Origin of the sequence: Bradyrhizobium genosp. L (assembly GCF_015624485.1) — a bacterium.
Classification (GTDB): domain Bacteria; phylum Pseudomonadota; class Alphaproteobacteria; order Rhizobiales; family Xanthobacteraceae; genus Bradyrhizobium.
In genome coordinates, this window is record NZ_CP061378.1 from 2,149,590 (window position 1) to 2,162,548 (window position 12,959).

Genomic DNA, 12,959 nt, shown 5'->3' on the forward strand with positions numbered 1-12,959 from the left:
GATGGCGGGTTCGCTGCGCCTTACCAAAATTGCGCAACCGGCCTCACTCCACAACCTTTGCCATCTTGACGACATTCTGTCCGATCGCGCTCGAAGGGACTATGTAATCGAAACAACCTGTGATAGAATGATCCCGTTGATGTATTCCGCCGATTTGGCTTTCGTCGGAGTGGCACCGTGTCGCTTGAATGGATAGCACTTACAGTTGTCGGGCTCTTGGTTTCCCACACGTCGGCCGCCTTGCTCGGATCGACGATCAAGGATTTCTTCCGGAACCGCTTGCAAAAGAAACCGACCGTTGTCCTCCGGAGCAAGATTGGCGGTCGGGACACGTTTAAGTTCGACCACTGGGTTTCCGATCTGCCGCACGACCTCGCCAAACAGCTTGAAACGCTCGGCACAGATTTTCTCATCAAGAAGGACGGACCGGATCCCGATCTCCTTGATGGCGCTCCCCCGAAGGCTCCGGTCGTGCCCAAGCTCAAGCCCCGTACGATCGACGCGAATTTCGTGACGGAGAAGTTCGAGCCGGGCGCCGTCGGGACGTTGACCATTACCATTCGACTTCCAACCAGCGCCGTGAAGGGGAAGTGGCAGGGGCAGGCGTTGCTGCAGCCGGATGGCGGCGCGATCGATGTCATCCTGGAGACCCAGGGTTTCACGCTGGTGTCGGAGCGTCCGCCGCCGGTCGAGGTGTCCGATGAGCGGGATACTCCGCCGATGGCTTTCGAACTGCGCATCGAAGAGAGCAATCCGCGCTGGATACATGTTCTTCTGGTGCAAGGCGGTTCGCCGGTCGGTGAACTGACGATCAACGATTTCTCCCAATTGGGGGCGGACGCGGCCCACCGGGCCAGCACAGACTTTCGGCCGAGCAGCGAAGCCGACCTGACCCTCGTCATACGCTCGACGGACGGTCGGATCGAAGTTTCGAGTCCTCGCGGGAGAGCGTCTCTCGACCACGTCACCATTTCCGGCTTTCGGTATCCTCAAATGCCGTTCCGCAAGTTGCTGGCCGGGCGCCTCAAGGACCTCTACGATTCGAAATCAAATCCCGAAGACACCGAGCGCGAGATGAAACTCGTCGGTGCCGAGCTTGCAGGGTGCCTGCCGCCGGATTTGATCAAGCTGTTGCGCCGTGACGACATCAAATCGATCATGCTGCGTCACGAGGAGGATTTTGATTTCCCCCTCGAGCTGGTGTTCCTGGACGACGCGAAGGATCCGTTCTTCATTGGCGATCGAATCGCGATCTGCCGGTGGTTCCTTGGGGTGACGAATCCACCGGATATCGTGGCAAAGAAACTTGCGAGGGTTGCCTTCCTCAAGGGCACCGACGCGGCGTTCGCCGCCGACGAACGGCTTCTGCAAGGCTTGTTCGGTCAGCAGGCTGAGACGTTCGGCGCGCGAGGAGAGGTCGTCGAAAAGATCTTCAAGACCGCGAATTTCGACCTGATTCACTTCACCGGCCATTGCCGCCAGAAGGACGATACCCAGGGCGGCCTTGAATTGGCCGATGGCTCGTTCCTGCGTCTCGGCGACGTCGGGCAACTCGAGGCCGAGCGCAAATTTGCCGCGTCGTATCCTTTCGTGCTCTTGAATGCCTGCGCCAGCGCCACGCCCTTTTTGGGGCTGACGCAGCGCGACAGCTTCGGACACCGCTTCGTCATGAGCCAGGCCTGCGCCGTCGTCGGGACGCTGTGGCCGGTCTCGGGACCGATTGCCAATGATTTCGCCCAGCGCTTCTACGCGGCGCTTTCGGCCGAGACGATTGGCCGCGCACTACTCACGGCGAAAAAGGCGCTGGCGGATGGCACCGATGCAGGCGGCGCCGACGAGCGACAGAAGGCCTTGCGCAAGCTCGCGCGGCAGGTTGCGGCGCGCAGCTATTGCCTGTTTGCAAATCCCGATCTTCGTGTGTCTGGTCTCAAGCAGTTGGAGAAAATCAATGTCGTCAGCTGACAAAGTCATCATCTTCACCAAGAACGCCGACGAATTCGAGCTTCTTGGCGAGAAGAGCAAGGTGGAGCTTCCGGTCGATGATCTTCGTCGAAACCTCGAAGAGTTCATGAGCGCCTTCAAGGATATCCTGCCAGCGGCCGAGAAGCCTGCGGCGGGGCTTGGCCTCAAGACGATCTCCGTTGCGCTCGGCATCAACGGCAAAGGCCAGGTCGGTTTTCTCGGAACCGGTGTCGAAGTCGGCGGCAGCGCGACGTTGACGCTGACCTTCGATCGCAGTTGATGCAGTCGCGACGTCGGTCCGGCGTCCGGGCGCAAACCGCCGACCTCACTCCGCCGCCTTCGCCGTCGTGCCGAACATCCGCGTCGGCGCGGCAAAGCCGCAAGATGTGCCGTCGGTGATTTTGACCTGATCCTCCCACGGCAGGCGGAAGCGGCCGGACACCATGTCCTGCATGAAGGTGTAGGGGCAGTCCATCGCGCCGCCCTTCACCGCGACGTAGCCGCGGTGCCAGAGCTGATAGATGTTGTTCTCGACGCCCCAGTTGATCCGCGCCTCGCGCACGAGGTCGGGCCGGACCTCGGCGGTGATGATCTCGTCGACGCGCCCCGTGGTGCCGTGCGCCATGATGCTGCCGTCGAAATTGACGATCATGCCTTCGCCCATCGAGTCGAACGAGCCGTCGGAGCCGCACATGCAGACATTGGCCGTCACCATCAGGTTCTGGAATGCATTGGCCTGGTTGGTGAAGCGCCAGCTCTCGCGGATCGGCGCGGTGTAGCCGGCGGTGCGGATCATGATCTCCGCGCCCTTGTAGGCGCATTCGCGCGCCATCTCCGGGAACATGCCGTCGTGGCAGATGATCAGCGCGATCTTGGCGCCCTTCGGGCCCTCGATCACGGGAATGCCGACGTCGCCTGGCTCCCACGGTTCGACCGGAATCCAGGGATGGAATTTGCGGTAGTAGAGCTTGATCTCGCCGTGATCGTCGATGATCAGGCCGGAATTGTAGGGATTGCCGTGCGGGTTGAACTCCATGATGGAGAAGCAGCCCCAGATCCTGTTGTCGACGCATGCCTTCTTGAACGCTGCGACCTCCGGCCCGTCGAGCCGGCACATGATTTCCGGATTGGTGTCCATCGACAGCCCGTGCAGGGCGTATTCGGGGAACACAACGAGGTCCATGGTGCCGAGATTGCGCCGGGCCTTGCCGACCATCCAGACGATGCGTTCGGTCTGCCGCGCCAGATCGGCCTTGGTCGCGACCACGGGCAATTGCAGCTGCACCAGCCCGATCACCACCCCATTGGGTGATTTGTTGAGACCACCAAGCCCGTTCATGCCTTCCTCCCGATTGTCTGACGCGCGGTGATGCGCGAGTTCTTGCTGTGCGATCGTCGACGCAGCAATCATCATGCCAAGACGGCCGAAAATCCATTGTGTACAATGGCACGTCAATTGCTTGCCATGCATGACAATGTTTCGTTGGGTGGGGGTGTCATGATGACCTCAAGCGGCACGATCGCGGCGGAGCCGGAACCGATCACGCTCGACTGGAGCGGGACCGCGCTCGTCATCATCGACATGCAGCGCGATTTCCTCGAGCCCGGCGGGTTCGGCGAGACGCTCGGCAATGACGTGAGCCAGCTCGCCCGCGCGGTCGAGCCGATTGCCGCCGTGCTGCAGGCGGCGCGCGATGCCGGATTGCTGGTGATCCACACCCGCGAAGGCCATCTGCCCGATCTCTCCGACGCGCCGCCGGCGAAGCTCGAGCGCGGCGCGCCGTCATTGCGGATCGGCGATCCTGGCCCGATGGGCCGGATCCTGATCCGCGGCGAGGAGGGGCACGACATCATTGCCGAGCTCTATCCGCGCACCGACGAGATCGTGATCGACAAGCCCGGCAAGGGCGCGTTCTACGCCACCGAGCTCGGCGATATCCTGCAGAAATACGGCATCGAGAATCTCCTGGTGTGCGGCGTCACCACCGAGGTCTGCGTCAACACCACGGTGCGCGAGGCGAACGATCGCGGCTACCGCTGCGTCGTGATCTCCGACGGCTGCGCGTCCTATTTCCCTGAATTCCACGAGATGGGCCTGAAGATGATCAAGGCCCAGGGCGGCATCTTCGGCTGGGTTGCCGATTCCGCCGCGGTGCTGGAGGCGCTCGCTGGCTAGAGCAAGATGAGATTGGGACGCGGACTCATCGCGCAGCCATAGCCGGATCGAAATGCCTAGCCCCTCGCCGCGGGCACGGGCGGCACCGGCAGAATGATTTCGGAAGCGACCTTCCAGTCCTTTCCGACGCGAAGCCAATTGATGATCATGAGAAACGGCCTGGCTGTTCCATCCTGCCCCGCATAAGAGACCGTGATGTTCATCGGCACGTAGGACTCGGCGACGTCACGTGTCAGGCCGACAACCCTGAGCTTCGAATAATCTGGCTCGAGCACGACCGGACCGGAGCTGCCGATATCATGCAGCTTTTGATCAATTGCCTCGTTGCCCCAAAAACCGGCCCAGTTCCCCTCGGACTGGATCGCGCTCTTGGCCACCAACAGTGTCGAGGACGATTGCCAGAACATCCCATGCAGAGCCTTGAAATCGTGCTTGTTGGCCAATTCCATCAACCTGCCGAACTTCGATCTTATCGCGCTGAGCGTGGCAGCATCCAGCGGCTCTTCCTTGACGGCGGGAGCAGCCGCGACGGCCCCGATGGCAAGAGCCGAGGCAGCGAGAGTGGCAAGAAGCGTCTTGTACATGCTGGAGTTTCCCTTCGAACGTCTGGCTCGCGCCATGACAAGACCCGTTGCGTTCCGCGATTGGCCATCGCGGTCCGAGGCGCTCCGCATTCCCTGAGTGAGCGTGCGTGCTCCCGGCGCGAAAGCGCCGGGAGCGGTACCGTCACTTCACGAGCGCCGCCTTTTCGATGACTTCAGCGACTTGCTTCGCATGAACGACGAGCGAGGCGTGGCTGCCGGCGACTTCCGTCGTCTGAGCCTTGATCCTGGCTGCGAACGACTTCTGCGCCTCGGGCGCGAGGACTTTGTCTTTGGTGCTGATGACATAGAACGTCGGCTTGTCACGCCAGGCCGCGATGTCGACGGGAGCTTCGAACGCAACGTGGTTTAGCGGAAGCTGCGAGTTGGCCAGGTGCTCGGCGATTTCCGGAGGAAGGTCAGCCGCGACGGCTGACGGAAACACCTTGGGGTCGATGTACAGATTGCCCTTCGCATCGGGATGGATCGCATTGCCGCCTTCGGTCGGCGGGCCTGCTTTGGCCAGCGACGCCAGGGATTCACCGATATCCGGCGCGAAAGCGGAAACATAGACCAGCGCCGACACCTTTGGATCGCTGCCGGCTTGCGTGATCACCACGCCGCCCCAGGAGTGGCCGACCAGAACGGTCTTGCCGTTCTGCTTCGCGAGCGCCTGTTTGGCGGCGTCGACGTCAGCGGCAAGGGAGGTGAGCGGATTTTCGACGAGCGTAACGTTGTAGCCCTTCTTCGTGAGAATATCGGCAACGGGCTGCCAGCTCGTCTGGTCCACGAAAGCGCCGTGCACGAGTACGATGTTGTGGGCCGCTCCGTTGGGCAGCTCGGCGGAATGGACGGAGCCGGCCAATGTCGTTCCGGCCAGAAGTACGGTGGCGGCTGAGAGCAAGATATTTCGCATCGATTGTTCCTGTTGGCGTATCGGACGAACACGGTCCGGGGAATGGACAGGCGTTTCCAGCAAGGTCGCGGTTCTTCCATGTGCCATCGGCGAAATGGTTGCCGTACGTGACGTCGGCCCGCCGCGGCATGACCTAGTGCGCGGACCTTTTGGACGATAGGGAGCAATCGTCCGGATGTTGTGTCCGATCGTCCGCCGGCCTAGTCTCGGCGACATGGACATACTCGCCCAGGTGCTCGATCGCGTTCGTCTCGGCGGGACGCTGCTCTTTCATTTCGAGCTCGGCCATCCCTGGAATCTGGAGTTGCCGGCGCGCCCTTACGCCCTGTTTCACTATCTCAGCCGTGGCTCGGCGACCCTTGCGCTCGGACAGGGACCGGAGATCCAGATGACGGAGGGCGATTTTGTCGTCATCACGCGCGGCGAGCCCCATGTGTTTTATTCGGATCGCCGGGCCAAGCCTTTGCAGATCATCGATATCGATCGATCGTCGCCGCGGCTTGGCGTTGTTCGTCACGGCAGTCGTGCAAAACCGCTCTCGACCATGATCTGCGGCAATTTCACCGTCTCACGGCCGCTGTTCGGGAGCGTGCTGGAGCTGCTTCCGCCCGTGCTGCTGCTGAAGCCGACGGCGGACGGTGAGTGGCTTGAAGCGATCCTGCGTCGCATGGTCAGCGAGTCCGCGCTTGAGCGTCCCGGCCAACGCGTCGCGCTCTCACGATTGACGGAAGTGCTCTTTGTCGAGGTGTTGCGAAACTGGATCAAGTCTCTCGGTCCCGGAGAAGGCGGATGGCTCGGGGCGATATCGGACCCGCATATCGGGCCCGCACTCAAGCTGATCCACGAAAACCCGGAGCGGCCCTGGGCGCTGAGCGACCTCGGCCAGCACGTGGGGCTCGGCCGCTCGGCATTCTCGGCCCGTTTCACCAGGCTCGTCGGCCAGTCCATGCATCGCTATGTCATCGGGCGACGGATGGCAGAAGCGGCGTTCCTGCTCGAAACCAGCGACGAGCCGATCGCACGAATTGCGAGCCGGGTCGGTTACGAGACGGCGGCGGCGTTTTCGAAGCTGTTCCAACGGCATCACGGACTGTCGCCTGGCCGGTACCGAGCGGCTCGACGATCTGACGGCGGAGGAAGGCAAGGGGACGTTCGGGAAGCAGAAGTTGCCGAATGACCCTGCCCCTGGTGTGATGGGCGCGGTCGCGCGCGGCACGCTGAACAACGGCGGCAAGGTCGGCGCGATCATTCCGAGATTTCTCACAAACTGGGAAACGACGATCGATGCGCTGAAGATGGCGCGTCCGATGGCGGTGTTTCGTCGATCATCGACACGATGTAGATGTCGGTGTCCTCAGACGTCATGGTGCCGAGGCACGCGTTCTAGCCACCCTTCACTGCGCCCGCGGTGAGACCGGCGACGATCTGCCGCTGCGCCAGCACCGTGAGCAGCAGCACTGGCGCGGTCACGATCAATGCCGCGGCGGCGAGTGGGCCCCAGCTCAGCTGGTCGAACGAGATCATGTTGTAGACCGCGACCGGCAGCGTGCGGGTCTCGCGCCCGGCCAGCACGATGCCGAACACGAAGTTGTTCCAGGAGAAGATCACCGCGAGGATGAAGGCGACCGCGAGTCCCGGCTTGGCGATCGGCAGCGCGACGTGGCGGAACACCTGCCAGCGCGTGGCGCCGTCGATCAGCGCGGCTTCCTCGAGCTCCAGCGGCGTGGTCTCGAAATAGCCGATCATGATCCAGATCACGATCGGCACCGTGACCACGAGATGGATGATGATCTGCGGCACCAGCGTGCCGAGCAGGCCGAGCCACTGGAACAGCAGGAACAGCGGGATCAGATAGGACAGGCCCGGCGTAATGCGCGCGATCAGGATCACGATCGCCGATTTGTGCGCGGCCATCCGCGCGATGCCGTAGCCGGCGGGCACGCCGACCAGCATTGCAAGACCCGTCGCGCTTCCGGTGACGATCAGGCTGTTCATGAAATAGGTCAGGAAGCGGTTCGAGGCGAACACGTCGGCATAGTTCTTCCAGGCGATGTTCTCCGGGATGAACACCGGCGGATAGGACGCGTTGTCGATCTCGAATTTCAGCGACAGCGAAGCCATCCAGAGGAAGAACAGGATCGCCGGCGAGACGATCACGAGCACGCTCAGCCACAGCCCGATCCGGCCCAGGATCTGACGCACGCTCATGCGCCGCTCCCGAGCTCTGATGTCCACAGCATGCGCTTGCGCAAATAAAGCAGCAGCGCCGCGAGCGCGACGATCAAGAGGAAGAATACGACTGCGATCGCGGAGCCGTAGCCGAGGTCGTAATAGACGAAGGCGACGCTGTAGAGATAGACGTTGATGGTCTCCGACGCCGAGCCGGGGCCGCCCTGCGTGATCGCGAAGATGATGTCAAAACTCTTCACCGCGTCGATCATGCGGATCATGCCGGCGATGAACAGGAACGGCATGATCAGCGGCAGGGTGATGAAGCGGAAGACCTGCCAGAAACTGGCGCCGTCGATCTGCGCGCTCTCATAGGGTTCGGTCGGGATCGCCGCGAGGCCGCCGAGCACGATCAGCATCACCAGCGGCGTCCATTGCCAGGTCTCGACCAGCACCAGCGAGGGGATCACGGTCGCCGGGTTGAACACCCAGAGCTGCGGCGGAATGCCGACCAGCGACAGCAGATAATTCAGCACGCCGAGCTGCGGGTGGAACATCATGGTCCAGACCAGCGCGATCGCCACGGGAGTGGCCATCATCGGCATGATGAAGATGCCGCGCCAGAAGCCGCGCGCGGCGAATTTCTGATGAAACACGATCGCCGCCAGCGTGCCGAACACCAGCGGCAGCAGCACCGACAGCGCGGTGTAGACCAGCGTGTGCCCGACCGCCTCGACGAAGCGCGGATCGGTCGGCAACCGCAGATAATTGGCGAGGCCTACGAAGGTGGTCGGCGAGCCCACCTTCCATTCCTGGAAACTCATCCAGATCGTGAACGCCCAGGGAAAGATGATCACCGCCAGCACCACGACCAGCGCCGGGATCACGAACGGCCAGTACGATGGCGGCCGCCATTCACGTTCCGGCGCGGAGCCCTGCACCGCGGCCGGAGTATCCTGCGTCACCACGCTCACGCTTTTTCACTGCGCTCCAGGATCGGGCGGAACTGGTCGTGCGCCTTCTTCATCTCGGTGGCGGGATCGGCGCCGGACAGCGTCGCGGTCAGCGCCGCGCCGACGATGTCGCGATATTCGGCGACCGGGATCACGACCGGCAGGCCGAGCTTCGAGATCTTCGAGGAATCGATCACCGATTGCAGCCATTCCTTGGTCTTGACGCCCTTGGCGACTTCGGGGTCGTCGACGATGGAGCTGCGGAACGGCACGCCGCCGCCGGCCTGGATCAGGCGCGTGCCCTGGCCGCGCGAGGCCACCCACTGGCAGAGCAGGTAGGCGGCTTCCTTGTTCTTGCTGGCAGCCGCGATGCCGATGCCGTCGCCATAGGTCGAGGAGAAATGGCCCTTGGGGCCACCTGGCACCACGGTGTAGCCGACCTTGCCGGGCACACGCGAGGCGGTCGGATCTTCGATCGGCGGCGCCCAGCCGGTGGCGTCGATCCACATCGCGGCGCGGCCTTGCGTGAAGGAGGCCATCGACTCCATCCAGTTGAAGCCGGCGACGCCGGGAGGCGCCGACTTTGTCAGCAGGCGCTGGTACAGCTTGGTCGCTTCGATGCCCTCGGGGCCGTCGGACAGGATGTTGCCCTTGGCGTCGAGGAATTCGCCGCCATAGTTCAGGTAGAAGTTGCTCCACATCGCCATGTTGGCGTTGCGCAGGCCGCGGCCGACGAAGCCGTAGATGCCGTCCTTCGGGTCGGTCAGCTTCTCGGCAGCGACCGCCATCTCGTCGAGCGTCTTCGGCACCTCGACGCCCTTCTTCTGGAACAGCTCCTTGTTGTAATAGAGGATGAAGTAATCGACCGACCACGGCAGCGACAGCATCTGCCCCTTGTCGTTACGCGCATATTGCAGGCCGGCCGCCGAGAAATCGCTCTCGACCAGGTCCGACGGCGTCAGGCTGGGATCCTTCAGATAGCCGGACATGTCGGCGAGCCAGCCGGCTTTCTCGAACTGCCGCTTCTGCACGTGGTAGCTGATGTGAACGAGGTCGAAGCTCGGCTTGCCCGACGACAGCTCGATCACGCATTTCTGGCGCTGCTGCTGCTCGGGGATCTGCTCGGACTCGACCTGAATGCCGGAGAGCTGGGTGAATTCCTTGATGTATTTTTGCAGATTGTCGCCGCGCGGCCCCTTGGCCAGGATCACCTCGAGCGTGGTACCGGAATATTTCTTCCAGTTCACCTCGGCGTAGGCCGGAAATCCGCTCAGCGACAACGCGCCGGCGGCGGCCGTGCCGGCCAGCATCTGGCGGCGCGAGATCAGGTGATGCGTCATGGTTCTCTCCCCTGGGACGGTTCTTGTTTGGGAGAGATACTAACCTGTGAGGCTGGTCTGCCTAGCCCCCATGCGCGGCGGCGCCGCATGGCGCAGCGCCGCGCATGGTAGATCCGCTATGCCTTGACGAAGGCGAGCAGGGTGCCGTTGGCCGCCGCCGGTGGCACGCAGATGTTGCCGCCGCTCTTCACGCCGGTTGCACCGAGCGCCTTCTCCGTCGCGGCGAGATCGGCTGCGATCACGAGACCGGCGCCGCCGCGATCGGGCAGGCCGTCCAGCGCCACGCCGGGATAACGCTTGCCGAGTTGCGCCCTGGTCAGGAATACGAAGTCGGCGCGGTCGCCGCCCGACGGCACCGCGGTCGCGCCGTCGGCCTCGGTCCTGGTCGCGATGTCGATCATCTCAGAGAGGTGCGCCGCATCGGTGGCCGGGTCCGGCGAGACGATCAGCACCTGCTCGAGCCGTTTTGCCCCATTGGCGTGGGTCATCAATTCGGGGATCCACACCGTCTCGCGGGTCTTGTGCTGGCAGGCGAAGATGCGGACGCCGCCCGGCGCCTCCGCGGTCGGCCACATGAAGGTGCGGAATTTCGCCGCGGAGACCGTGCCGCCGGGGAGCGTCACCGGGCGCTCGAAATCGGTCGGGCCGATTGGCGTGTAGCCGCGGGCGCGGATCTCTTCGGCGCCGGCCGCCGAATCGACCGCGGTGAACGCGATCCGCTCGATGCCCTCGCCGCGGCTCTCCAGCAGCGCGCGGGTCGGCGCGTTGTGCTCGGTCGGCGCCAGCACGCCGAGCAGCTCCATATAATCGGGGTCGAACATGATCGTATAATTGCCCGTTCCCATATGCGCGCTGTGGGTGCCGCGCGGCGAGAGGATGAAGCCGAGCCGCCGGTAGGTCTCGGCCGCCCTGTCGAGATCCTTCACCACGACCACGGCGTGATCGATGCCAATGATGTTCTTGAGTGCCACGTGTTGTCTTCCCCGGCTGGACTGCGGCGAAAGCTAGCCGGAACGAGCGCGGCGCCGCAACAAGAGGATGGCGCTCGCGGCGGCGCCATGCGCGAGACAGATGTGTCGGTGCGGCGCAACTGATTCGCTTTGGTGGCCGGTTTTTCGCCGCTCGGAGGCGCGCAAACCCTGTAAATTCAGGGGTCGCAAGCGACTTGACTTGGAAAAACCCTGAAAAAATCGCTGATTCGGAGGCTTTCCACAGCGATATTGCTGTGGGGAGTGCAGAAAACCCTGTTTTTTTCGGCGTTTTCAGCCATATCGTGACCGCTCCAGAATCAATGGAGCAACCATGGCTACCCAATTGTCGAAGTCGCAAGTGATCGAGAAGATCGCGACCACCACCGAACTCTCCAAGCGTGACGTCAAGAACGTCTTGGACTCACTGGTCGATGTCGGCCACAAGGAGCTGAAGAAGAGCGGGGTGTTCCTCGTCCCCGGCTTCGCCAAGTTCGTCGTGGTCAAGAAGCCTGCGACCAAGGCGCGCAAGGGCACCAACCCCTTCACCGGCGAAGAGATGATGTTCAAGGCCAAGCCGGCCCGGAAGATCGTCCGCGCCCGGCCGGTCAAGGCCGCCAAGGACGCGGTCTAAGACGAAAGAAAAGGCCTCCGGTGACGGAGGCCTTTTGCTTTCGGGCCTGCGAGTCTCCGCCTTGGATTGCTATACCACCGGCGATCGGCCGCCATCGACGTTGATGGCGGTGCCGGTGATGTAGGAGCCCTGCTCGGAGGCGAGGAAGCAGGCGAGGTTGGCGAACTCCTCCGCCGTGCCGATCCGGCCCATTGGCGTGCCCTTGGCCAGGCTCTTCGCGAATTCCTCGAAATCCGTGTTCGGCGATTGCGAGGCGTGGCGCTTGACCCACTGATCGCTCATGATCAGGCCGACCAAGAGCGCATTCACCAGGATGTTGTGCTCGCCGCCTTCATTGGCCATCACCTTGGTCAGCGCCATGCCGGCGGCGCGCGACACCGAGGTCGGTGCGGAATTGCCGGCCGGCGCCTTGGCAAAGGTGTTGAGCACGTTGATGATGCGGCCCCATTTGCGCGCCTTCATGCCGCCCCAGACCAGCCGGCTGAACCGGATCGCCGCGAACAGCTTCAGGTCGAGATCCTCCTGCCAGGCCTCGTCGCTGATGCTCTCGAAGGCCAGCGTCCGCGCCGTGCCGGCATTGTTGACGAGCACATCGATCTTGCCGAGATCGGCGATGATCCTGTCGTGTGTGGCCTTGATGTCGGCCGCCTTCGAGACGTCGCAGACATAGTCGCGCACCACCAGCCCGTCTTTGGCGAGCGCCTCGCGCGCCGCGGCGAGATCAGCGGCACCGCGGGCGAGGATCGCCACTTTGGCGCCGGACTCCGCAAACCGCCGCGCCACCGCGATCCCGATGCCCTTGCTGCCGCCGGTGACCACCGCGACGCGGTCCTTCATTGATAGTTGCATTGTCGTGCTCCCTGGCAAGGTCCCTGGGAGAGAAAGCTATCAAACCGAGAGAATGACCAACAAGGTCATGCAAAGCAGGTGTGCTGTGACAATCAGTGAGAGGTGGAGCGGACCGGACATCAGATGTCTCCGTATGGCGCAGTGAGGTGAGCAGCGCTTTTCGGCTCCCTCACCCTGAAAGGGGGAGGGTGGGGTGGGGGTTGCTCTCCACGAACGCCGGCGTTTGTGGAGGCAGGATCCCCACCCGGTCTGCGCTTGCGCGCAGTCCGACCTCCCCTTTTCAAGGGGAGGTGGAGACCGCCGCTAGTTCAAGCTCGCGCCGGCGGCAAAGCTGCGGTCGACGGCCTTGCCGACATCGAGCGCAATATCTCCGAATGCACAGGTAAGATGAGCACTGCTGTTCGGCTCCCT

At 63.0% G+C, this 12,959-nt stretch carries 13 protein-coding genes; 5 read left to right on the plus strand and 8 right to left on the minus strand.

The genetic code is table 11. The annotated features are described in order from the left end of the window. The first annotated feature begins 177 nt into the window (after window positions 1-177). Window positions 178-1,962 carry a CHAT domain-containing protein gene (locus IC762_RS10020; RefSeq protein WP_195788634.1) on the plus strand — a complete coding sequence of 595 codons (1,785 nt, stop codon included), beginning with the start codon at window positions 178-180 and terminating at the stop codon, window positions 1,960-1,962. After that, window positions 1,949-2,242: a Pepco domain-containing protein gene (locus IC762_RS10025; RefSeq protein WP_195788635.1), complete on the plus strand. Its 294-nt coding sequence runs from the start codon at window positions 1,949-1,951 to the stop codon at window positions 2,240-2,242. Before IC762_RS10020 ends, IC762_RS10025 begins: the two co-directional genes overlap by 14 nt. 45 nt (window positions 2,243-2,287) lie before the next feature. Here IC762_RS10025 and IC762_RS10030 read toward each other — a convergent pair whose 3' ends face one another. Further along, complete coding sequence (locus tag IC762_RS10030; protein WP_195788636.1) at window positions 2,288-3,301, minus strand: formamidase; 1,014 nt, start codon at window positions 3,299-3,301, stop codon at window positions 2,288-2,290. A 159-nt stretch (window positions 3,302-3,460) separates the two neighbouring features. Between IC762_RS10030 and IC762_RS10035 the strand changes: the two genes are divergently transcribed. Then, window positions 3,461-4,138: a cysteine hydrolase family protein gene (locus tag IC762_RS10035; RefSeq protein WP_195788637.1), complete on the plus strand. Its 678-nt coding sequence runs from the start codon at window positions 3,461-3,463 to the stop codon at window positions 4,136-4,138. A gap of 56 nt (window positions 4,139-4,194) precedes the next feature. On the opposite strand, the gene IC762_RS10040 is transcribed toward IC762_RS10035, so the two are convergent. After that, a complete protein-coding gene (locus tag IC762_RS10040; RefSeq protein WP_195788638.1) occupies window positions 4,195-4,722 on the minus strand; it encodes a hypothetical protein in 528 nt (175 codons plus the stop codon). A gap of 142 nt (window positions 4,723-4,864) precedes the next feature. Continuing rightward, window positions 4,865-5,635, minus strand: a complete 771-nt coding sequence (locus IC762_RS10045) for an alpha/beta fold hydrolase (protein ID WP_195788639.1) — start codon at window positions 5,633-5,635, stop codon at window positions 4,865-4,867. 214 nt (window positions 5,636-5,849) lie between these two features. Between IC762_RS10045 and IC762_RS10050 the strand changes: the two genes are divergently transcribed. Further along, entirely contained in the window at window positions 5,850-6,812 is a 963-nt protein-coding gene (locus IC762_RS10050) for an AraC family transcriptional regulator (protein WP_195788640.1), read from the plus strand. Between the two features lie 206 nt (window positions 6,813-7,018). On the opposite strand, the gene IC762_RS10055 is transcribed toward IC762_RS10050, so the two are convergent. The 4 genes from IC762_RS10055 to IC762_RS10070 all read right to left on the minus strand — a co-directional run bounded on the left by IC762_RS10055 (window position 7,019) and on the right by IC762_RS10070 (window position 11,068). Further along, on the minus strand, window positions 7,019-7,843 hold the full coding sequence (locus IC762_RS10055; RefSeq protein WP_195788641.1) for a carbohydrate ABC transporter permease: 825 nt from the start codon (window positions 7,841-7,843) through the stop codon (window positions 7,019-7,021). Further along, window positions 7,840-8,778 (minus strand): carbohydrate ABC transporter permease, encoded by a 939-nt coding sequence (locus IC762_RS10060; RefSeq protein WP_195788642.1) that lies wholly within the window; start codon window positions 8,776-8,778, stop codon window positions 7,840-7,842. The genes IC762_RS10055 and IC762_RS10060 overlap by 4 nt, the downstream gene beginning before the upstream one ends. Beyond that, window positions 8,775-10,097 (minus strand): ABC transporter substrate-binding protein, encoded by a 1,323-nt coding sequence (locus IC762_RS10065; RefSeq protein ID WP_195788643.1) that lies wholly within the window; start codon window positions 10,095-10,097, stop codon window positions 8,775-8,777. Before IC762_RS10065 ends, IC762_RS10060 begins: the two co-directional genes overlap by 4 nt. Window positions 10,098-10,213: 116 nt before the next feature. After that, window positions 10,214-11,068 carry a VOC family protein gene (locus IC762_RS10070; protein WP_195788644.1) on the minus strand — a complete coding sequence of 285 codons (855 nt, stop codon included), beginning with the start codon at window positions 11,066-11,068 and terminating at the stop codon, window positions 10,214-10,216. A gap of 331 nt (window positions 11,069-11,399) precedes the next feature. Here IC762_RS10070 and IC762_RS10075 point away from each other — a divergent pair, with 331 nt between their 5' ends. Beyond that, the gene (locus IC762_RS10075; protein ID WP_139481669.1) at window positions 11,400-11,699 is read left to right on the plus strand and encodes an HU family DNA-binding protein; all 300 of its coding nucleotides are present in this window, start codon (window positions 11,400-11,402) and stop codon (window positions 11,697-11,699) included. Between the two features lie 69 nt (window positions 11,700-11,768). Here the strand turns inward: IC762_RS10075 and IC762_RS10080 are convergent, their stop codons facing one another. Further along, on the minus strand, window positions 11,769-12,548 hold the full coding sequence (locus tag IC762_RS10080; protein WP_195788645.1) for an SDR family oxidoreductase: 780 nt from the start codon (window positions 12,546-12,548) through the stop codon (window positions 11,769-11,771). Between the last annotated feature and the right edge of the window lie 411 nt (window positions 12,549-12,959).

Bases quoted from the DNA above. Each gene is read 5' to 3' on its own strand.
- IC762_RS10025 (WP_195788635.1), top strand. From the start codon at position 1,949: ATGTCGTCAGCTGACAAAGTCATCATCTTCACCAAGAACGCCGACGAA.
- IC762_RS10030 (WP_195788636.1), bottom strand. From the start codon at position 3,301: ATGAACGGGCTTGGTGGTCTCAACAAATCACCCAATGGGGTGGTGATC.
- IC762_RS10035 (WP_195788637.1), top strand. From the start codon at position 3,461: ATGATGACCTCAAGCGGCACGATCGCGGCGGAGCCGGAACCGATCACG.
- IC762_RS10040 (WP_195788638.1), bottom strand. From the start codon at position 4,722: ATGTACAAGACGCTTCTTGCCACTCTCGCTGCCTCGGCTCTTGCCATC.
- IC762_RS10045 (WP_195788639.1), bottom strand. From the start codon at position 5,635: ATGCGAAATATCTTGCTCTCAGCCGCCACCGTACTTCTGGCCGGAACG.
- IC762_RS10050 (WP_195788640.1), top strand. From the start codon at position 5,850: ATGGACATACTCGCCCAGGTGCTCGATCGCGTTCGTCTCGGCGGGACG.
- IC762_RS10055 (WP_195788641.1), bottom strand. From the start codon at position 7,843: ATGAGCGTGCGTCAGATCCTGGGCCGGATCGGGCTGTGGCTGAGCGTG.
- IC762_RS10065 (WP_195788643.1), bottom strand. From the start codon at position 10,097: ATGACGCATCACCTGATCTCGCGCCGCCAGATGCTGGCCGGCACGGCC.
- IC762_RS10075 (WP_139481669.1), top strand. From the start codon at position 11,400: ATGGCTACCCAATTGTCGAAGTCGCAAGTGATCGAGAAGATCGCGACC.
- IC762_RS10080 (WP_195788645.1), bottom strand. From the start codon at position 12,548: ATGCAACTATCAATGAAGGACCGCGTCGCGGTGGTCACCGGCGGCAGC.